General features: G+C 54.0%; 19 protein-coding genes. 2 read left to right on the top strand and 17 right to left on the bottom strand.

Annotation, left to right across the window (positions count from 1 at the left end; all coding sequences use genetic code 11):
• Positions 1 to 55: 55 nt before the first annotated feature.
• From ACNKIB_RS09965 to ACNKIB_RS09935, 7 genes are all read right to left on the bottom strand, one after another.
• On the bottom strand, positions 56 to 1,483 hold the full coding sequence (locus tag ACNKIB_RS09965; protein ID WP_417910398.1) for a tetratricopeptide repeat protein: 1,428 nt from the start codon (positions 1,481 to 1,483) through the stop codon (positions 56 to 58).
• A 41-nt stretch (positions 1,484 to 1,524) separates the two neighbouring features.
• A complete protein-coding gene (locus ACNKIB_RS09960) occupies positions 1,525 to 2,655 on the bottom strand; it encodes an aminoglycoside phosphotransferase family protein (protein WP_417910397.1) in 1,131 nt (376 codons plus the stop codon).
• A gap of 409 nt (positions 2,656 to 3,064) precedes the next feature.
• Positions 3,065 to 4,300 (bottom strand): hypothetical protein, encoded by a 1,236-nt coding sequence (locus tag ACNKIB_RS09955; RefSeq protein ID WP_417910396.1) that lies wholly within the window; start codon positions 4,298 to 4,300, stop codon positions 3,065 to 3,067.
• Positions 4,301 to 5,668 (bottom strand): UDP-N-acetylmuramoyl-L-alanine--D-glutamate ligase, encoded by a 1,368-nt coding sequence (gene murD / locus ACNKIB_RS09950; protein WP_417910395.1) that lies wholly within the window; start codon positions 5,666 to 5,668, stop codon positions 4,301 to 4,303. It lies immediately after the preceding gene.
• 44 nt (positions 5,669 to 5,712) lie between these two features.
• On the bottom strand, positions 5,713 to 6,258 hold the full coding sequence (locus ACNKIB_RS09945) for a hypothetical protein (protein WP_417910394.1): 546 nt from the start codon (positions 6,256 to 6,258) through the stop codon (positions 5,713 to 5,715).
• Positions 6,259 to 6,468: 210 nt separating this feature from the next.
• Entirely contained in the window at positions 6,469 to 7,101 is a 633-nt protein-coding gene (locus ACNKIB_RS09940; protein ID WP_417910393.1) for a hypothetical protein, read from the bottom strand.
• A 66-nt stretch (positions 7,102 to 7,167) separates the two neighbouring features.
• A complete protein-coding gene (locus tag ACNKIB_RS09935) occupies positions 7,168 to 7,536 on the bottom strand; it encodes a hypothetical protein (RefSeq protein ID WP_417910392.1) in 369 nt (122 codons plus the stop codon).
• A 73-nt stretch (positions 7,537 to 7,609) separates the two neighbouring features.
• Here ACNKIB_RS09935 and ACNKIB_RS09930 point away from each other — a divergent pair, with 73 nt between their 5' ends.
• Complete coding sequence (locus tag ACNKIB_RS09930; RefSeq protein ID WP_417910391.1) at positions 7,610 to 7,939, top strand: hypothetical protein; 330 nt, start codon at positions 7,610 to 7,612, stop codon at positions 7,937 to 7,939.
• A 317-nt stretch (positions 7,940 to 8,256) separates the two neighbouring features.
• On the opposite strand, the gene ACNKIB_RS09925 is transcribed toward ACNKIB_RS09930, so the two are convergent.
• The 10 genes from ACNKIB_RS09925 to ACNKIB_RS09880 form a co-directional block, all read right to left on the bottom strand.
• On the bottom strand, positions 8,257 to 8,991 hold the full coding sequence (locus ACNKIB_RS09925; protein ID WP_417910390.1) for a hypothetical protein: 735 nt from the start codon (positions 8,989 to 8,991) through the stop codon (positions 8,257 to 8,259).
• Positions 8,936 to 9,970 carry a DNA (cytosine-5-)-methyltransferase gene (dcm, locus tag ACNKIB_RS09920; protein ID WP_417910389.1) on the bottom strand — a complete coding sequence of 345 codons (1,035 nt, stop codon included), beginning with the start codon at positions 9,968 to 9,970 and terminating at the stop codon, positions 8,936 to 8,938. Before dcm ends, ACNKIB_RS09925 begins: the two co-directional genes overlap by 56 nt.
• A gap of 114 nt (positions 9,971 to 10,084) precedes the next feature.
• Positions 10,085 to 10,360 carry a cupin domain-containing protein gene (locus ACNKIB_RS09915; protein WP_417910460.1) on the bottom strand — a complete coding sequence of 92 codons (276 nt, stop codon included), beginning with the start codon at positions 10,358 to 10,360 and terminating at the stop codon, positions 10,085 to 10,087.
• Positions 10,361 to 10,510: 150 nt separating this feature from the next.
• The gene (mraY, locus tag ACNKIB_RS09910) at positions 10,511 to 11,590 is read right to left on the bottom strand and encodes a phospho-N-acetylmuramoyl-pentapeptide-transferase (RefSeq protein WP_417910388.1); all 1,080 of its coding nucleotides are present in this window, start codon (positions 11,588 to 11,590) and stop codon (positions 10,511 to 10,513) included.
• Positions 11,590 to 14,592 (bottom strand): UDP-N-acetylmuramoyl-L-alanyl-D-glutamate--2,6-diaminopimelate ligase, encoded by a 3,003-nt coding sequence (locus ACNKIB_RS09905; RefSeq protein WP_417910387.1) that lies wholly within the window; start codon positions 14,590 to 14,592, stop codon positions 11,590 to 11,592. Before ACNKIB_RS09905 ends, mraY begins: the two co-directional genes overlap by 1 nt.
• On the bottom strand, positions 14,492 to 16,477 hold the full coding sequence (locus ACNKIB_RS09900; protein WP_417910386.1) for a PASTA domain-containing protein: 1,986 nt from the start codon (positions 16,475 to 16,477) through the stop codon (positions 14,492 to 14,494). The genes ACNKIB_RS09905 and ACNKIB_RS09900 overlap by 101 nt, the downstream gene beginning before the upstream one ends.
• Before the next feature lie 7 nt (positions 16,478 to 16,484).
• Entirely contained in the window at positions 16,485 to 16,856 is a 372-nt protein-coding gene (locus ACNKIB_RS09895) for a hypothetical protein (RefSeq protein ID WP_417910385.1), read from the bottom strand.
• A 10-nt stretch (positions 16,857 to 16,866) separates the two neighbouring features.
• Positions 16,867 to 17,754 carry a 16S rRNA (cytosine(1402)-N(4))-methyltransferase RsmH gene (gene rsmH / locus ACNKIB_RS09890; protein WP_417910384.1) on the bottom strand — a complete coding sequence of 296 codons (888 nt, stop codon included), beginning with the start codon at positions 17,752 to 17,754 and terminating at the stop codon, positions 16,867 to 16,869.
• Positions 17,755 to 17,785: 31 nt separating this feature from the next.
• The gene (gene panB, locus ACNKIB_RS09885) at positions 17,786 to 18,631 is read right to left on the bottom strand and encodes a 3-methyl-2-oxobutanoate hydroxymethyltransferase (RefSeq protein WP_417910383.1); all 846 of its coding nucleotides are present in this window, start codon (positions 18,629 to 18,631) and stop codon (positions 17,786 to 17,788) included.
• A gap of 42 nt (positions 18,632 to 18,673) precedes the next feature.
• Positions 18,674 to 19,966, bottom strand: coding sequence for a tetratricopeptide repeat protein (locus tag ACNKIB_RS09880; RefSeq protein ID WP_417910382.1), 1,293 nt, complete (start codon positions 19,964 to 19,966; stop codon positions 18,674 to 18,676).
• Positions 19,967 to 20,071: 105 nt separating this feature from the next.
• On the opposite strand from ACNKIB_RS09880, the gene ACNKIB_RS09875 reads away from it, so the two are divergent.
• Complete coding sequence (locus tag ACNKIB_RS09875; RefSeq protein WP_417910381.1) at positions 20,072 to 20,236, top strand: hypothetical protein; 165 nt, start codon at positions 20,072 to 20,074, stop codon at positions 20,234 to 20,236.
• The last annotated feature ends 13 nt before the right edge of the window (positions 20,237 to 20,249 follow it).

The following is a 20,249-nucleotide window of genomic DNA, read 5'->3' as shown; positions in this document are numbered from 1 at the left end:
CCCGATACCACTATCGAGTCAGCCCGAAAGCACTGTCGAGCTTGTTCCGATACTGCTATCGGGGAGAGGCCGCAGGGGGTGCGGGTTGGCTGGCGCGTTCTTGGGCCAGTTTGTCCAGCAACTGCTGCACTATCTTGGCACCTTCGTGCTGCATTGCTCCCATTTCCTGATACAGGCTCAGGCTCTTCTTCCACAGCTCCTCCGCCTTGTCCAGCTCGCCGCGTGTCTGATACACAAGGCCCAGATTGCCGTAGTCGCTTGCCATACCTTCCTTGTGGCCCAAGGCTTCACTGATCTCAAGGCTCTTCCTGTACATCTCCTCGGCCTTGTCTAATTTGCCATGTTTCTCATATACATCGCCCAGAGTGGCGTAGTTCTCCGCCGTCCAATCCTTATATCCCAAGGATTCGACGATATCAATGCTCTTCCTGCACATCTCTTCGGCCTTGTCTAATTCGCCTCGTGCATTATACACAAGACACAGCCTGAGGTATTCCGTCTCGATGCATTCCTTAAATCCCAAGGCTTCGCAGAGCGCAAGGCTCTTTCTGTACATCTCCTCCGCCTTGTCCAGCTCATCGCGGTGATACGCCACAAAGCCCAGAGTGCTGTAAGACGCTGCCATGCCTTCCTTAAATCCCAAAGCTTCGCTCATCTCAAGGCCTTTTTTGAGCATTTCCTCTGCTTTGTCCAGCTCGCCGCGCATCTGCGCCAAACGGCCAAGATTATTGAGAGCTGCTGCCTGCCACTTTTTATTCTGCTGCGCCTCTCCCAAGGATAGCACCTTGCGAAACGCTTCTTCTGCCTGCGCAAGCTCCCTTGTCTCTGTACGATACAGTAACAGATCACCAAGCTGCTTCCATCCGTCCGCATTGTCCGGGTCAAGCTCCACTGCCTTTTGGTAGGCAAGCAACGCCTCTTTGGGTTTAGTTATAGAAGCCAATGCGCCCAAGTGGCGGGCTGCCGCCGCCGCTTCCTTGTTCGCCTGCCTGCCTTCCGCCTCCTTGCTGCGCAGCACCTCAGCAAAGATTGCCTGCGCCTTGGCAGTGTCGCCCTGCTGCAATGCCTGCAAAGCATCGTTGATGCTTGCGGCAGGCGCGCCAGTCTTTGATAGAGCGGTGATGGCTTCAGTCAGCACCTTGATCTGCTCATCCTTGGCCGAGAGCTGCCCTTGCAGCGGAGCAAGCAGCTTCTCAGCCAGCTTGTCCGCATCCACCGCCTGAATCTGCACCTTCTCCTTCTCCATGTAGCTGTTCCACGCAGACAGGCTAACGCCTGCCAGCAGTAGCGTCAAGGCCAGCCAGAAGCCGTAGCGCAGGAAAAGCCTGATGATCAGGCTGCTGTCTTTCTGATTCACCTGCCGCAGCAGCCCGGACTTCATCAGCTGCGAGTGGATGCCGAAGACCAGCATCAGCACAAAGCCCACCAGCACCAGCGGGTGGGTGAGATACGGGGCAACCTTGGCAAAGCCTGAGATGTCCATGTCTGCTTTCCTGTCAGCAGGGATGTGAAGGGAGCGCGGCTTCAGTGCTGGCTGATGCTGCGCAAACACTGCTCAGTTGCAGCGCGGAGGCAAGCATACTCCGCCGGAGGGAGCTTGGCAAGCAGGCGGCGCAGGGAATGCAGGGCCGGAGGGATGTACTGCGCAAAGAACGGCCTGCCACGCTGGCTGCTGAGAAAGGCGAAGGCACCGAGGATTTGCAGGTTGCGCTGCACGGCCAGCAGCAGGTATTCGCGGCGGAACTGCTCGCGGCTGTAGGGCAGCAGGGCGTTGAGCGCGTCGAGGTAGTGCTCCAGCAGCGCGTCCTGCATGGCCTGTGGCAGAGCGGCGTAAGGGTCAATCAGCAGCGAGGCGAGATCGTAAGCCAGCGGCCCCAGCCGTCCAGCCTGATAATCAATGAAGCGCACCCGCCCGTCCAGCACCATGATGTTGCGGCTCTGGAAATCGCGGTGGAGGAAGAAGGAGGCATCGGCCTGCGCGGCACTGTCTGCCAGCGCGGCGAACTCCCGCGCCAAGGCGGCCTCGTCAACGTCCAGCCGGAGCAGGTCGCGGCAGAGCGCACGGAGGAAGTAGCCGGACTCGCGCTCCAGCATGACGCGGCGGTCATAGCGCGGCGTGTCCCAGCACCAAGCGGGATCGAAGTGCTCGCGGCCCCGCACCTGCATCTTGGCCAGCTCGGCCACAGTCTGCTGGTAGAGCGCGATGACCTCAGCCGAATAAGCCCCGTGCTTCAGCACCAAATCGTGCAGGCGCACATCGCCCAAGTCCTCGCAGATAAGCAGGCCGCTGGCCTCGTCAAAGGCGAGCAGCTCCGGCACCGGCGCACCGCAGGCGAAGAGATGGCGGCCAATTTGCCAGCCCGCCTTGGCTTCGCGCAGACCAGCCGCATCGCCTGGCGGCGGCGCGGCAGCTACGGCCCGCGCTCCGTCCTCGCGCACAAGGCGGCAGAAGCGGCGCAAAGAGCCATCCGGCAGCAGCGGTTCAAGCTGCGTCTGGTCTGGTTGCCAAGTCTTGCCGAGCAAACAGAGGGCTGATTCGACGCAATATAGTTCTGTTTTTTGCTGCATCAGGTTGTTGTGTTGACAGCGGTCAGGCCGCAGGAAAAAGAGTGAGCAGGAGACGAGTGCGGCTCGGTTGGCAAGAAGTTTGGCCAAGCCGCAAAGGAGTTTTTCTCGGCAACGAACATTACCGAAGAGCTTTTGGACGTTCCGAAGGAGCTTTCACTCGTTTACAAGCTGGCCGCGAACATCCGCTAGCAGTTCCAGGATATCCAAAATCTCCTCATGAAGGTTCCGAAGCAGCTTTTGCTTGTTGAAAAACTCCTGGCGAACGTCCGCGAGTAGCTCCCAGATGTCCAAAATCTCTTCCTGGATGTTCGGGAACAGCTTTTGCTCATTGGAAAGCTGGTCGGGAACAAGCAGTTTTTCAGATCAGAGCAAGCAAAGCGATCTTGGAAGAAAGGGGCCAAGCTGTGCTACGTCTGGTGATAATGACGCGCTGGGAATTAAGCCTTCTCACTTCTGAACTCTGAACATAACTTCCATTTCTATCCAAGTTACCTGCTCACTCTCCGAATATCGCTTCAGGCAAAGCCAGTTGTTCTTGCTGGGCTATCTTTTCAAATTCATGCCGTTTGATTAAATTGTCTTTAAACAGTTCTGTCAATCTATCACATGCTTTCCGAGGAAAATATGTTCTGGTGAATATAGAACATATCGAACGAACAGCTTCAACTGGAATTGGATATGATCCAAGATACCAGCAAACTAATTTCGCATTTATATTCCCCCATCCGAAATCGTCTAATAAGCCATCTGTAAAAGCTCTTTCGGAAAATACAGCAAAGAAACCGTACTGATCGAGTGTCTGTTTATCTACCAGGCTTGGGATATTTCCTGTAAGCTCAGTGACTGCTTTGTCATTTGCCTCAGCGATTTCCTCTTGAGGAATCATATTAGCACGCAATAAAGCTGCAAACACTTTGAGGTCGTTGTGATGATATCTCGAAAAAAGATGCTTTCGCCATAGGCAACGTACTAAATCGGGATTCTGGTCAAGGAGAATAACGTGTTGCGGAAAGTTGCGGAGTAAGCTGAGGAAGTGCTTGTGACTGACCAAAAAATTCCTAACCGTATTTACTGTATAGTTATTGGTGATACGGATAAGTGCATCAAACACACGAGCTGTGTCAGAACTTGAGGATATTTTTTCTACCAAATCTTCAAAGAATTGAGATAGCTCATCACGTTCAACACAGTGCGGAATTCGCTCAATGATTGGATCAAGCGGCGCGTTAGGCGGGGTAAAGTTCGGATCAAAATAAAGAACAATTTCATTCAGGAGAGCGGCGGCACTTCCATTTGGCACGAACTTTCCCAGATTCGAGAAGATGAAATGCCAGAAGGACTCCACATGCGAATGATCGATTTCATTCGTTTTGAAATGGGCGCAGTCATTGCGCCTGTCTTTCCAGTAGCGCACCTGATGCCGCAAGTCTTCAGAAACAAGGAAAACAGGAGCCGGTTTTTGCTGTTTGGTTAACTCAAAAACTTCATGATCCCACTGGTCTTCACAGCGCAGGTTGGCAAGATGCTTTTGCCATTTCTCCAGCGGAATGCCTGCCGGACATGCCGCCCGCAGCAAGCGTGACCGGAGCGTGAGTCCCCAGCCGATGTAGGAAAAGAGCAAGGCGGCGCGATACGCCCCGGCACGATAGCAGATTTCCGCTTCTCGGAAGGGAACGACCGTCTCTTCCGGCAGGGGAAACGTGTCTTGTATCCGCGTCAGTAGTGTTTTCATTCAGCAAGATGCTGCCAGTTCCGCAGCGCACCGCATAAACTCCCTTCCCCGATGCTCGTAGTTATCGAACATGTCAAAACTGGCGCAGGCTGGGGCGAGCAGCACAGTTTCTCCTGGCTTTGCCGCTGCAAAGGACTTGCGCACGGCATCGCCCATGTCGTCTGCGAACTGATATCCGATTCCGGCGGCTTCAGCAGCGGCAGCCAAATCCGGCCCTGCCTCGCCGATCAGCACAACCTGCTTGACATGCTGATGAAAAGCGGGAACCAGCTCGGTGAAATCGCCGCCCTTGTTCCGTCCGCCCGCAATCAGAATCACATCTTTTTTGAAGCCAGCCAAGGCCGCCTGCACTGCGCCGATATTTGTCGCTTTGGAATCGTTGATGAAACGCACTCCGTTGATTTCCCCGGCAGGAGTCATCCGATGCAGCGGCGGCTGATAGGCGGCCAAACCCGCTTTGATGCCTTCGACAGAACAACCAAAGGCCCGCGCGGCCAAAATCGCTGCCGCCGCGTTATACATATTAACCAAGGAATTGAGCCGGGTGGCGGATAAATCGTAAACCTCCGCCGTGCCGTCCGCAGCGAAACCGGGTTCAAGCCGCACCTGCTGCCCTTCGATTTTCGCCCGGCAGCCTTGCTGCGTGCCGAAATACAGCACGGTTCCGGCGGTTGTCACTGGTTTGCTTGCAACTAACGGGTCGTCCGCGCCAAGAATAGCGATGTCCGCTTGGCCTTGGCGGGCGAAAATCTTTCGCTTGGCCTCGGCGTAGTTTTCAAAGCTGCCGTGCCGGTCAATGTGATCCGGCGAAAGATTGAGCAACAGGGCGATGTCAGGCCGAAACGCGCCCGCCATGTCGAGCTGAAAGCTGGACAACTCTAGCACCGCAGCTTCGGCCTCGTCCGGCTCGCACAACCAGTCCAAAACCGGCGTGCCGATGTTGCCGCCGACAAAGGTCTTTTTGCCGGAGCTGCGCAGCAACTGGCCGATCAGGCTGGTGACAGTGGTTTTGCCGTTCGATCCAGTCACGGCAAGCACCGGCACTTGGATGCGCCCCGCAGCCAAGGCCAGTTCGCCGACAACCGGCACACCCCGGCTGCGGGCAGCGTTCAACACAGGAAGATTAGTCGGAACACCGGGACTGACCACAATCAATTCGGCATCGGCAAAGAATTCCGGCGTATGGCCGCCGAGTTCCACCGCTGCGCCGCACGCTGCCAGCACAGCCTGCTCTTCCGCTGTGATCTGCTTTTTGTATTCCGAGGCAGCGGTTTGCAGCCCCAGGCTGTGCAAATATTGCACCGCTGCCAAGCCGGATTTGCCCAGGCCGACGGCCACAGCTTTCGTCTTTGGTTTCAGTTCGATCATGGTTATGAAAATATTTTTATAACATATAATAAATACATAGACAATTAATAATGTTCAATTAAATTGAAAGCTAAATCATGAAGCGTGCAGAATGCAAGTACCAAAGAAAGCAAATAAATAATATTCCCTGCAACTGAAACAGCAATACACTTCAGGAAAGAAACCTTCTTGTCGGTCAGAAAAAAATTATTCAAAACACAACAAATAAAATATCCTTCAAGTAACACCATAGTAACTTCAAGCGAAATAAAACTCGCAAACAAAAAATTATCAGAAGACATGATATAATCCACTCCTGTCATGGCAAGAAATGGAAACAATAATGTGAAGATATTAAAAGCATATAGTGAAAGTCTAAATTTAACACTTTTTAGCTTGCAGCTTTTCTTGAAATACATGGAGATGGCGGAAACTTCGAGAAACAGCCCAATAAGTATTGAAGACGGGAATACAAATTGTTGCTCAAAAACAATAACATAATGGGGGGTGCAGGCGTAAGCATTCGATGCCGCCAGCAGGCAAAGAAAAACTGTCATGAAAAATGCGCGACACACCTTCAGGCAGGAGTTTGTTCGCATATACTTGCTCATTTCGATTTCCTTCAATTCAGCGGGATACAATCCGCCTGCTTTTGTTTCATGCAGTTTGATTGAACCAGAAATTCACTGCCGCCAGCCCGGATTTACCCAGGCCAACAGACACAGCTTTCGTTTTTGGTTTCAGTTCGATCATGGTTATGACTTCCGGTTATGCAAAAATCTTTTTCCCAAAAAAAGCAAATCTCATGACAGTAAGCTGCTTTAAATTGATTTGCGAGAATGATGCAAGATTCTTTCAGGTCTGAATAAATCAGTAAAAGAAAAAAGTATGTTTGTTGCGATCGCACCAGCAAGAAAAGAAATAATATTCCCTACAAATGAAACAGCTATACACCTCAAAAAAGAAACCTTCTTGTCGGCGAGAAAGAAATTATTCAAAACATGATAAATAAAATATCCTTCAGCCAACACTATAACCACTTCAAATAATATAAGACTTATAAGGAATAAGTATTCAGAAGACGAAAGATAATCTAGATCTGCTATGGCAAGAAAGAGAAACAACATTGTGAATATATTAAAAGCATACAGTGAAATTCTGAATTTAACACTTTCCAGCTTGCAGCTTTTCTTGAAATAAATGGAGATGGCGGAAACTTCGAAGAACAACCCGATAAGTATTGAGGATGGAAATACAAATTCTTCGCCGATAGGATAATAATTAGCGTAAGCATTCGATGCCGCCAGCAGACAAAGAGCAACTGGCATGAAGAAGGCGCGACACACCTTCAGGCAGGAGTTTGTTCGCATATAATTGCTCATTTCGATTTCCTCCAATTCTGCGGGATGCAGTCTGTCTGCTTTCGTTTCATGCAGTTTGACTGAACCAGACATGCGCCGCCGCCAGCCCGGATGCGCCCAGGCCGACGGCGATGGCTTTCATGCCTGTAGTTAACTTGATCATTCTGGTTGCGGAGCCTGTTTACTATCAGGTTTTTCCTTTTCTTTAGCGCGTTTTATTTTTCGATATAAGCTATATCGACCATAAAGAAACTCATGGAGTTCCGACTTGTTTTCAGTATAGTTAAATCCCCTTTCAGCAATATCACCACTTTTTTTCCAGTCACCCAAAACATAATAGATGTCACTCCCAATCAGATATCTATGAAAGTAAGCATCGAGTGAGGCATAACAAACTGAGGCAAGTGCTAGTACCAACAATATCTTTCTTTTTCTGCTACCCTTGGTAGATTTTTTGAAAAACCAGAACAGGGCTGGTACAAGGAAAAAAAACTGCAAAAGGAATATAATCAAATGCGTTATAGACATTTTTTCTTGTTATGAATAAAAAATTTAGTAGCAAACACTGTCCGCTTTCATTTCGCGAAAGCGGACTCACCCCATGCGTTCAGCACCGCAGGCAAGCGCGTCAAACGCGGCCTGCTTTTCCACCGCCTACGATCGCTGGGATGCAACCGCGCCAGAAGCGACTGAAAAGACCCGGCGGCGAGAAGAATCTTTCAATCCCGCTGCTGCTGTTCCGCGTCACAGTTCTGCGTTTCGGAAAACGCATGTTTCGACCCTCCTTGCTCTGATGTTTGTTGTGCTTCCTGAACTGCAAGACCGCATATGCCTCAATGCCAGTATTTTCCCGGTATTTTTTCGTTTTTTCTTGGAGAAAGCTCGTTTGAATCGTCCTGATTCACGTTTAAATCGGGGCGTTTTGCGTTGAAATCAGGACGATTCACACTTAAATTGCCCTGATTCTGATTGAAATCAGCCCGATTCAAGTGTGAATTGCTCCGGTTTAAATTGAAAACGGCCCAATTTAAGTGTGAATTGAGTCGATTCAAATTGACTTCAGGCCGTTTTCGGTTGAAATCGCCTTGATTTAAGTTGAAAACGGGATGATTCACATTGAAATCGTGTCGATTTAAATCGAAAACAGGGTGATTCAAGTATGAATCGGGTTGATTTCAATTGATTTTGGGGCGATTTAAACGGTGAACGGGCCGTTGTTGGCCGTATTCGCCCTCGTTTCATACTTAATCATAAAATAGTTATCCAAGACGGATCAAATTTGATCGACCGCAACACTTCATCGCGGTCAAGTAACGGAGGTTCTTTTATTCTTACCGCCAGCCGTTCTTCAGGAACATTTTCAATAATGGTGAACTGAGAGCCATGCGGCTGCCAAGTAAATAAATGTCGTTCATCCGTCTTGGTATATCCTTCAAGATTGTTGCGTTCATTCCATTGCCACCAATACTGATCAGCAGGATACATAATCGTGTCAAATTCAAACGCAGCAAGTTCAAGCAGATCGTTGGACTTGATCAGCACTACAGTTCGGACATGCCGGTACAGCTTGCGGATTCCAGCAACCCGTTCATTCCAGATCGCCAAAATTTTTTCACCAAGCTCATTCGGTTCGCATCTGCTTATTTCTTTGTCGCCAAAGGAATACACAGGTGAATTGCGTCCTGAGATGAGGCGCACTTTGGCGACTGTGGACGGTTTGGGATTTTTGACGGTTTTGGCACCCCAAGCGGTCTGCTCCAACACGACATCATCAAGTCCGACATTGGAAGGTTTCCATTCCGCCCCGATTAAGCGGGCAAAAATCTCTTCCCAGTCCTGTCCTTCAAGCCGGGCATCTTTCCCTCTGCTGGCAAGCAGATAAATGACCTCGCGGCCTAAGTTGACTGCAAAATGTTCAGGAAACTTGTTAAGCGGATACGGCGGCTGATATTTTTCCACCGTCCGCAGCTTTGGCGATTTCATTATATTTTCTTTCTGCTGTAAACAAATTAAGCTGACGGACAGCTGTTTCCTGTGAATTCAAAGGAACCAATCCGTAAGCTTCAAGCACATTCCTAATCACCGCTTTGGCAACAGGCACGGGCAGGCTGTTTCCTGCCTGTTTCCTGGCTTGGGCATAGCTGGAAATGATCTTGAAGTCCTCTGGAAATCCTTGTAGCCGGAACATTTCTCTGGCTGTCAGCCGCCGTTCTCCATTGACCAGCAGATAATTATAGGAAGCTCCTGCCCGCAAGGCGCAGGAAAAGGGATATGCGCTGATATTGCCGGATTTGTTTTCATGCCAGATAGTCGGCTCTGCTGAAGGCTGCTTTCGGCTCAACCGCTTCTTTCTGATATGCTCCGAGGCAAAATACTCTTCAGCCACCTCATGTTCAAGAATATCCTTGAGCGGGCGCATGTGCATCTTTGCGGCAGGCCACTGAAACAGGCAAGGCTTGCGGAAACCGACAAGAAAGATGCGCTCTCTTTTCTGCGGCAAGCCGAAATCCAGCGCATTGAGAATCTTGTATCCGGCATTATAGCCCAATTCCCGCAATATTTCTAAGATTGTCCGCAAGGTCTCTCCCTTGTTGTGTCCTGCCAGCAGCTTCACGTTTTCAAGAACAAAGACAGAGGGCTTCTTTGCGTCGAGGATTCTTGCAATCTCAAAAAAAAGCGTGCCTCTGGCATCCTGAAAACCTTTTCGCTGGCCGATGATGCTGAAAGGCTGGCAAGGGAAACCCGCCAGAAGAATATCATGCTCTGGAATTGATGCAGCCGGAATTGCTGTGATGTCGCCCTGCGGCAGTTCACCAAAATTTGCCTGATAGACCCGTTGGCATTCTTTGTCGATCTCGCTGCTGAAAACACATTCGGCAGCAAGGCCAAACTCTGCCGCCGCACGTTGCATGGCATAGCGGAAACCGCCGACTCCGGCAAACAGGTCAATGTATCTGATCACTCTCCCGCTCTTTTTAATGGTTCTGATACTCCTTAATCCGAGATGTAAAAGCTGTCCGCTTTCGTTTCACTCAAGCAAACCTGCTTGGTTTAAAACAGAAGCAGCATCTAAATGCTATCCGAAAAGATAATGCTTACGGACAGGCTCTTTAATCTCCCACACGCAATCCATTCCTTCTGGAAAGGTGACAAGATCGCCTTTCCAGATCTGCACAGGCTCGCCATTTGCAGGCGTGACAACAACGCTGCCTTCGAGAAAATAACAGATTTCCTGCTCGTCATAATGCCACGGAAAGCTGGAAATCTCTTTTGTCCAAATCGCCCAGCTGCGCACTCCGAGCTTCTGCAACCTTTGCTCGGCAGGATTCTTTTCGACGTGAATTGCATTCATTTCGTTTGATATGGCGGAGTTTATTTTTTCGGGGAATCGGGAAGGAGGATAACCGCCGAATTTATTTCGGCTGGCCATGCTTGTCAAGAGAGAAGTTTTGGGCAACCTGCGCTGCCCTTCCTCGCAACGTTCAAATGGGGAAAGTCTAATTCACCTCAGCTTCAACGTCGCCAAAGCCATCAAGCCAAGAATAATCGAGATGATCCAGAAACGCACCACCACTTTTGGCTCTGTCCAACCCTTTTTCTCAAAGTGATGATGGAAGGGCGACATTAGGAAGATGCGCTTGCCGCCGCTGGCTTTGAAATACGCCACCTGCATGATCACGGAGAGGGCCTCCATGACGAAGATTCCGCCAACTATGGCCAGAATGATTTCCTGCTTGATAATGATCGCCACGGTGCCGAGCGCGCCGCCTAAAGCTAACGAGCCGACATCGCCCATGAAGACCTGAGCCGGGTAGGTATTGTACCAAAGAAAGCCGAGACAGGCTCCGGCCACGGCCGCGCAAAAAACCGCCACCTCATCCGCGCCGATAACATGGGGAATCTGGAGATAATGGGCCAAAGCTGCATTGCCGACCACGTAGGCGAAGATCAGATAAACCGAGGAGGAAATCATCACCGGCCCGGCGGCAAGACCGTCCAGCCCGTCGGTGAGATTGACCGCGTTGGACGCGCCGACGATCACGGCCACGGCAAAGGGAATGTACCACCAGCCGAGATCAGGCCGCACGCCCTTGAGAAAAGGCAGGCTCAGGCCGCCGTCGTATGCCGGATGCAGATGCAGGTACAGGCCGACCATCAGGCCGCCGAGGATTTGCAAAATCAGTTTTCCCCGCGCGGACAAGCCCTTGCTGCTGCTCTTCGTCACCTTGCGCCAGTCGTCCACCGAACCGATCAAGCCGTAGAAAAGGGTCAGCAGCAGACAAACCCAGACCAGCTCATTGCGCAGATTGGCCCAAAGCAGAGTTGCTGCCGCGATGGCAACCAAGATCAGCAAACCGCCCATCGTTGGCACGCCGCGCTTGCTGAAATGGCTTTCCGGGCCGTCGTCACGCACCACCTGGCCGATTTGACGGCTTTTCAGCCAGCGAATGAAGGTCGGTTCAAAGAGGAAAAGAATGAGAAAGGCGGTGAGCGCGCTGCCGATGGAGCGGAAGGTCACGTAGCGGAAGACGTTGAGCGCACTCAAATATTCGTGCAGCGGGTAGATCAGGTTGTAGAACATCAGCAGGTCTCCTCGTTCAGCTTGGCCTGCACGGTCTCCAGCACTTTTTCCATCCGCATTCCCCGCGAGCCTTTGAGCAGGAGCCAGTCGCCTGCCGCAATGTGTTTTTTGTCAATTTCATCCAACAGCCAAGCGGCCATTGCGCCGGTGTCGGCAAAAAGATGAATCCGCTCCGCCGCCATGCCTGCCTGACGCGCTCCTTCTGCAAGATGCTTTGCGAAACCACCGACTAAGGCAAGTTGCTCATACCCCAATTCTGCCACTTCCCGGCCAATCTTCTCATGCGCTTCGGCTGCGGACGCGCCCAGCTCCAGCATGTCGCCGAGCAGGGCACTATGTTTGCAGTCTTTGCCGAAACCGCGCAGGGTCTTCAAGGCGGCGGACATCGAGCCGGGATTGGCGTTGTAGCAGTCGTTAAGCACCTGAACGCCGCCCGGCAGCGTGATAAGCTGCATCCGTTTGTCGGTCACGCCCTGCTGGGCGCTGAGGGCAGCGGCGATGGTCTCTGGCGGAATACCCGCAGCATGGGCCACCGCAGCGGCGGCGCAGCAGTTGCTGACGCTGTGCAGGCCGGGCAGGGAGATTGCAAGTTCCTGCTCCCAGCCGCCGATGCGCAGGATGAAGCGCATTCCCTTTTCGCCGAGATCAGCGATGCTGGCCGCGCTGACTTCCGGTTTATGACTGAGACCTTCCGGTGTGACCGCAAAGCCGATGATCCACGCTGAATTTGTCGGCAGCTTGCGCACCTGCGGATCATCAAAATTCACCGCGCTGATCGTGTCCGGCCTCAAGCCAGCAAACAGCTCGCCTTTGGCCTTGGCCACGCCCTCGATGCTGCCCAGCCCTTCCAAATGAGCGGCCTGCACATTGGTGATGCAGGCGATGTCCGGCTGCGCGGAAGCGACCATCCGGGCAATCTCACCGGGATGATTCATACCCATTTCCAGCACTGCCGCCCGGTGGCCTGCCTCTACCGGCAGCAAGGAAAGCGGCATTCCGACCAGATTGTTGAAATTACCCTGCGTCTTCAGTACCGGACTGATGCCGGTCTTCGTTTCGGCAAAATGACGGCTGAAGATTGCCGCGACTAATTCCTTGACCGTGGTTTTGCCGCAGCTACCGGTAATCGCGGCTACGATGAGATTTTTGCCTATCAGCCTGCGGCGGTACGCGGCCAGATCGAGCAGGGCTTGCAGAGTATCCTCTACGTGAATAAGCAGCACATCGGCAGGAACCGACACTTCCCGATGGACAATCACCGCAGCTGCTCCGGCTGCAACTGCTGCCTGCACATAATCGTGGCCGTCGAATTTTTCTCCGGCCAAAGCGACAAAGACATCGCCCGACGTAAGACTGCGGGTATCTGTGGAGATTTTGCCAAACAGCCTTGGCTGCTCTTTACGAATGACTCCGCCGCCAGTCGCCTGAAGCAGGTGCGAGGTTGTCCAACGCAGCAGTCCGTTGATCGCCTCAATCCGGTCATCAAAAAAATGCCGCTCCGCGCCGATGATCTGATAATCCTCATGCCCCTTGCCCGCCAGCAGAACGATGTCTTGCGGATTAGCGAAAGCGCAGGCTGTCTGCACGGCGATTCTGCGGTCGGTTATGCAGGTGAACGCCTTGCTCGACCCAATGAACAGCTCATCAGGCGCAAGTTCAGTCAGCTTTGCGGCTCTGCATCCCGCCGCCACTTCGCTGATGATCGTCTCTGGCTCTTCGGAGCGGGGATTGTCCGACGTGACGATGCTCAAATCGGCATATTGCGCCGCAATCGCGCCCATCTGAGGCCGCTTGCCTTTGTCGCGGTCGCCGCCGCAGCCAAAGACGCAGAACAGCCGACCGGCAGCCAGCGGACGCAGCGTTTGCAGCACATTTTCAAGGGCATCCGGGCTGTGGGCGTAATCCACTAAAACCACCGGCTGCTGCTCATCAGGCAATCCCGGCAGCCGCACCCGCTCCAAGCGGCCTGGCACCTGCCTGTCCTGCGCCAAGCCGGAAACGATCTGTTCCGGCGGCAAACCAAGAGCCAACCCGGCTCCGGCAGCGGCGAGGATGTTCAGAACATTGTGCCGCCCGGTCAAACGGGAGCTGAAAGGGAACTCCTGCCCGTTTAAGCTGAGATTGCAGGAGAAACCTCGAATATCCTGTTGCAGCGCAGATGCGGAGACCGTGTTCGCCGCAGCAAGACCGCAGGTGAACTGCGGCAGCGCGGGCAGCTCCGCTGCCAATTCCCGGCAAAGCTGCTGGCTCCAATCAGAATCGGCGACAATCACCGCCTTGCCGCTCTCTTTGAGATAGCGGGTGAAAAGCAGTTTTTTGGCGGCGAAATACGCCTCCATCGTGCCGTGAAAATCGAGATGGTCGCGGGTCAAATTAGTAAACAGGCCGAGATCGAAACGCAGCCCGGCCAGCCGCCCCTGCGCCAAGGCGTGCGAGGATGTCTCCATCACCACGTGCGTCACGCCTGCGTCGGCCATGGCCCGCAGCGTGGCTTGCAGCTCGACCGGGCCGGGCGTGGTCAGCTTGGCAGGCTCGGCAATCAGTTTGCCGGAGCGGTCAGGCCAACGGCTGTTCACCGTGCCGATCACCCCGACCTGGCAGCCGCTGGCTTGCAGCATCTGCTCGATCAACCAAGAAATAGTGGTTTTGCCGTTGGTGCCGGTCAGACCAATCAATGTCATGCTCTGCGCCGGGAAATCATGCAAGGCTGCGGCCAGCCATCCCAAGGCGGCGTGGCTGTCGCTGACCTGCACTACCGTTTTGCCGCCCAGCGGGCCCGGATCATCCTCGACCACCACGCAAGGGCAGCCTTGGGAAATCACCTGCGGAATGAAACTGTGGCCGTCCGCTTTGCTGCCCCGCAGGGCGACAAAGAGGCAGTCTGGCCCGGCTTCGCGGGAATCAGGGGTGATTCGGCGTATCTGGCTGTCCGCTTTTCCGTGCAGGACTTTTGCGTTCAGTTCGGGGGGCAGGCTTTGCAGCAGTTGGCGCAGATGGATCATTTTGCAGAAGGGGTTCAAGGGTCAGTTCGCAGGTGTCAATTTTGGCCAAAGAAGCATTCGCTGTTGGTTTTTGGGCAACAATGTGGCCTGTGCCCCTCACCTGCACTCGCAGCTTGTGCGGATTAAGACGGCGCAGAGCCTGGCGTAGGCTTAGGCCGATCACATCAGGCATGACCTGCGGAGCCTGCTCGTAATCTTTTTCTTCTGTAGCAGGCTGGTTCAATCTCCGACTAAGGAGGAAGCGGCGCAGATTGGCCTCATTTTTCGCCGCAGGCGGCTGTTTCGGCGGGTTATCCTCGCCTGCGTACTTCGCCAGGACAGGCAGCAGCCTGTGACCCAGCTCGGCCAATAGCTCTTGTTCCTGTGATGGGGCGATGTTTGGCGGCAGGGGGTAGAGCGAGCCGTAATCGACTGCCAGGGCGAGCAGAAGGCGGGGTCTGTCCTGAGGAACTGCAACGATCAAAACATCCTGACGATGCCATTCGTTCAGACCGTTTTTTTCCACAGCGACGGAGACGCTGTTCATAAAAAGAAAGCCCTCTTTGCTACTCCAGAAGGAATCATGTAGAAGCCTCTGACGGAGCTGCACTCCAGCGGCGGGCGAGATAAGCCGCTTTGGCGGGTTGGCATCGAGGACACGGCTGAAGAACCGCTGCTGGTCAGGATCATAGACCGCTTTGAGGAACCAGGGGGCAATCCTTTTGCCGCTATTCAGTAGGGTCGCTGCATCAACCGCGATGTCCGCCGTGTTCAACCGTCCGTGCTTGTCCTCTGTCGCAGGATGCTTAGGATCGAGAGGGAGGAGTTCCGGTACTGCCTGATCAAAGCCAAACTCGTGCCAGTAGGTTTCCAGCTGCTCCTGGCTCAAGCGAGGTAAGGGCGCACTGACCGCCGCAGGTAAAGGATCGCCGCCGAAACCGGCCTCTTGCGCTGCTACCGCTTCGGTTAACAGGGGTTGAAGCAGTTCCGGGAAAAATTCTGCTGGAAAAAGAGGGCCGTCTTCCTTGGGCAACACTGCCTGGCCGCCAGTCTGCCAGAAGTAATTAGGATCAAAGCCAGGCTGTCGGACTGCGGCAAGCAGCCGCCCAGTATCAGGATCAAGGACAATAACAGAGCCGGAGGCCGCATCCGTCTGTCGTCGCCAGCCCTCCAGCTCTTCTTCCAACCGCTTTTGCAGCCTGATGTCAAGGGTCAGTACCATATCTGCCGCCTGCGGCCCCAAGCTGGTCTGCCCAGTAAAGTCGATCTCCGGCACCTCAGCAGGCCGAAACGCCCCTGGCTGGAGCAGTCCGTCGTACAGAGCCTCGGCTCCGCTAAGGCCAGCCCCCTCGCTGACAAAACCGAGTAGGCGGCCTGCTGTCGAATGGCCAGGATAATAGCGAAATTCAACTGGCTTACAGGAAATACCAGGCAGCGTAAGTGCCTCGATCACCTTAGCCTGATCAGCATCAATACCAACCGCCAGCTCCACAGTCTGTTCTCCGCTCAACAGCCGCCGGAGGATTTCCTCTGCATCCGCCCCAGCTACAGCAGCCAGCTGTTCAGCTGCCTCTTGATGGTCAGCCAGCTCCGCCGGATGGGCCTGAAGCGAGTAGAGTTGATAGGAAACCGCCATTTCCTCCAGGTTTCGGTCATAAATGGCACCCCGTAAAGGAGCGAGCGGCGGCGGGACAGCGGGACGGTGAGATTCCGCGTTGAAGACCTGCTGGAGGGTACGGCCAGCGTCAGCAAGTGAAAGGGGCAGACGGCGCAGCAGCCAGATGCCGCTTGCCAGCAGTAGGATAATCAGCAGAAGGCAGAGGCGACGGTGCCGCCGAACCTCGTTCTGCTGCCGAACAGCCCGGTTGACCGTAGGCTTCCTGACAGGAGAGATTGGTCTGCGCATGGCCGCCTCAGTCAAGCCGATGCTTCTGCTCCTTAGTCGGGAGCTGGAGACCGAGGCGCACGGCTGCTGCTGCGGCAACGCGCGGCTTGGAGGCCAGCTCGTTCCGCTGGACAGTCAAACGGGTATGTTCGCGGCGCATATCCACATTACTTGTCGTAAGCCGCTCTAGCTCTGCTGTCTCCTTGCCGATGCGCCAGTGCAGGAACTGGCCCAAGATCAGCACAACCAGGAAGGTCGCTGCCAGCAGGCGGATCAGCAGGCGCAGGAAGTCCTCGGAGAGCGGCTCTCTGCTGTCACCTGCCTGTCGGGAGGGAGGGCTGGAAATGCGGATGGGCACCCCGTGCTTGATCACTTGCATTCTTTTGCCCGTCACCACCATAGAACGCTCCTCAAATTTTCTCGGCAACGCGCAACTTGGCACTGCGGGCGCGGGGATTACTGCGCAGTTCAGTCTCACCCGGCAGCACAGGCTTTTTTGTCAACACCCGTAGGCCGGGATTGTTCAGCAAAGCCTGCTTAACCATCCGATCTTCAAGTGAATGAAAGGTAATAATGCAGAGCCGCGCACCAGGCCTGAGTAGAACAGGCGCATCTGCCAGCACCCTGGCTAGGTTATCCAGCTCTCGATTGACTGCAATGCGCAGGGCCTGAAAGACCTTCGTGGCTGGATGAATTTTCTTTGGTTGATACTTACCCGGCACCGCCTGACGCACGATCTCGGCGAGCTGGCGGGTAGTTTCTACAGGCTGGACAAGGCGGGCCTCAACGATGAAGCGGGCAATGCGGCGGGCCTGCCACTCCTCGCCGTAGTTGTACAAAACATCAGCTAGCTCGTCTTGGCTCAGATTGTTGATCAACTCTGCTGCTGTTGTCGGTAGGCAGGTATTCATCCGCATGTCTAGCGGTGCGTCAGTCATGAAACTGAAACCCCGTTCTGGTGTGTCGAATTGGAGAGAAGATACGCCCAAATCAAGCAGAATGCCATTAGCCTGCTCAAGACCCCGTGCTCGGCATTGAGCCAACATGTCGGCATAGGAAGCCGGAATAAACTGAAGTCGTTCGCCAAATTCTGCCAGCCGCTCCTGAGCCAACAACGCAGCCTGGCTATCCCATTCAAAGCCGAAAACTCGGCCATCTGAACTGGACTGACGCAGGATCAGCTCGCTGTGGCCACCAAGACCAAGGGTGCCGTCTATATACTGCCCGCCCGAGCAGGGCTGGAGCCAGTCCTGCACCTCATGAGGCAGTACCGGGATATGCAGCTTTTCATCTGTCATCCGCCCTTTTTATACCACCTGTCCAGTTCCGTCAAGGATAAGACAGCTCATCCAGCAGCCTGCTGAACTCCTCTTCGCTGGCAACGCTGTGTTCAGGTGCAGGAAAAGCACCGCTCTCCACCTCGCTGATGTACTGTTGCACGGCCTTCTTGATCTCTGGAGCCAAATTGACATATTGCTTCACAAAGCTGGGGATAAACTTTTCAAACAGGCCGAGCATATCGTTCGTTACCAACACCTGCCCGTCGCAATGCGGCCCTGCACCAATGCCAATCGTTGGTACAGAAACTGCTCTGGTAATCACAGCGGCTAGCGGCGCAGGCACGGCTTCCAGGACAATGCTGAACACCCCTACGGCTTCCAAGGCCTTGGCATCAGCAAGCAGCTTGCGGGCTGCGGCCAAGTCTTTGCCCTGCACCTTAAAGCCGCCGAGCTGTCCGGCAGTCTGCGGGGTAAGACCAAGATGCCCCATAACCGGCACTCCGGCCCGCACCAGGGCTTGCACGGTGTCGCAGACTTCTGCTCCGCCCTCCAGCTTGACTGCGGCACAGCCACCCTCCTTTAGAAAGCGTATCCCATTGCGCACCGCCTGCTCTGCACTGATTTGATAGGAGCCAAAGGGCATGTCACCGATCACCAAGGCGCGCTGTGCGCCTCGACGCACCGCTCCGGCGTGATGCAACATCTGTTCCATGGTCACGGGCATCGTCGAATCATAGCCCAAGACCACCATGCCCAATGAATCGCCCACCAGCAGCGCGTCTGCGCCTGCGTTATCCAGTAGCCGAGCCATTGATGCATCATAAGCGGTGAGTACCGAGAGCCGCTGACCAGTACTTTTTCGGTCGCGAAAGTCTTTAACAGTTAGTGTCTTCATGGTGTACTCTTCCCAAGAGATCGGTGACAAGAAGGAGGGCAATCATTCCTCTGGTACGGCCATTTTGCGCTGCATCGCCTCATAACTTGCCTGAACAAGATCAAGAGTCGGATGGCCGCCAGGAAATTTCGCCTTGAGGATGACCAGGGCTTGCTGATATAATGGTGCTGCTTCTCGGTATTTACCCTGCGCTTTGTGAAGGTCAGCCAGATTGCTCAAGCTGGCTGCCACATGCGGGTGCTCTTTGCCGAGGACTTGCTCTCTGATGGCCAAGGCCCGCTGATAAAGAGGCACTGCCTCTTTATAGCGGCCCAGTGCCTGATACAAGCCAGCCAGACTGCTCAAGCTGGTCGCCACATGCGGGTGCTCTTGGCCCAAGGCTTTCTCTCTGATCGCCAAGGCCCGCTGATACAGCGGCTCTGCTTCTGCATGGTTGTTCTGCGTTACATACAGGGCAGCCAAATTGTTCAAACTGGCAGCCACATCAGGATGCTCTTTACCCAATGTTTGCTCTCTGATCACCAGCGACCGCTGATAGAGCGGCTTTGCTTCTGAGTATCGCCCCTGCACACTGTAGAGCAAGGCCAGATTATTGAGGCTGGTTGCCACATCAGGGTGTTCTTTGCCCAGGACTTTCTCGCGAATGGCCAAGGCCCGCAGATACAGCGGCTCTGCGGCCCGGTATTTGCCCTGTGCTTGCCCTAGGGCAGCCAGATTGTTCAGGCTGGCAGCCACATCAGGATGCTCTTTGCCCAAGGCTTTCTCTCTGATGGCCAACGACCGCTGATACAGCAGCACTGCTTCCTCATATTGGCCTTGTGCTTGCGCTAGGGCTGCCAGATTGTTCAGGCTGCCTGCGACATCTGGATGCTCTTTACCCAGGGCTTGCTCTCTGACAGCCAGCGACCGCTGATAGAGCGGCTTTGCGGCTTCGTATCGGCCCTGATAATGATACACCTTGGCCAATTCGTTCAGGGCAAGGCCCAGTTGTTCGGCAGTATGTTTATTTTCGCTTCCCTCTTTCTCCCGGATCGCCAGCAGATGCTCCAGCCACACCTGCGCCTGGCTGTATTCGCCCAGCTTGGTGGCCATTTGCCCAGCAGCCAGCAGATATTCTTGCTTATCCGGTTCATCTGCGACTGCCTTGGCGTAGCGGCGCAGAGCCTTGGCATACTCTAACCTGTCCTCAGCCCGCTGTCCGCTTTGAAAAATCGTGCTGCTTTCTTGTCTGTACCTAATCATAGGGAGAAGCAGAATCAGCAACAACAACCCGATCACCGCTGTCAGCGGATGGCGAAGAAAAGCAAATGACTGCCTGATGCTCTTCAGCTGCATTGCTGCCTCCTGGGGGTACGCTTGCGCCTTGCCTGGTTTTCTTCAACGCATTGTAAGAGAAAAACCTTTCTTTGGCACGGTTAAAAAACGCAGAAGTGAGGGCAAATGCACCAAATACGGGGGGGGGGCTGGCAGAGGCAAGAAACAGCGCAGCATTTCCAGTACGCCAGGGAAGAGTTCTGCTCGTTTGCCAAGGAGTTTGGCTTGGCAGAAAAGGAGTTGTACTCGACAAGAAAGGAGTTCGGCTTGGCCAAACTGCTTTCCAGGTAAGCCGCAAAGGAGT

Source organism: Candidatus Electronema sp. PJ, assembly GCF_048287395.1.
In the GTDB taxonomy this organism is placed as follows: domain Bacteria; phylum Desulfobacterota; class Desulfobulbia; order Desulfobulbales; family Desulfobulbaceae; genus Electronema.
Note: the sequence above shows the minus strand (reverse complement) of the source record. Positions and strands in the feature narration are given on the sequence as shown.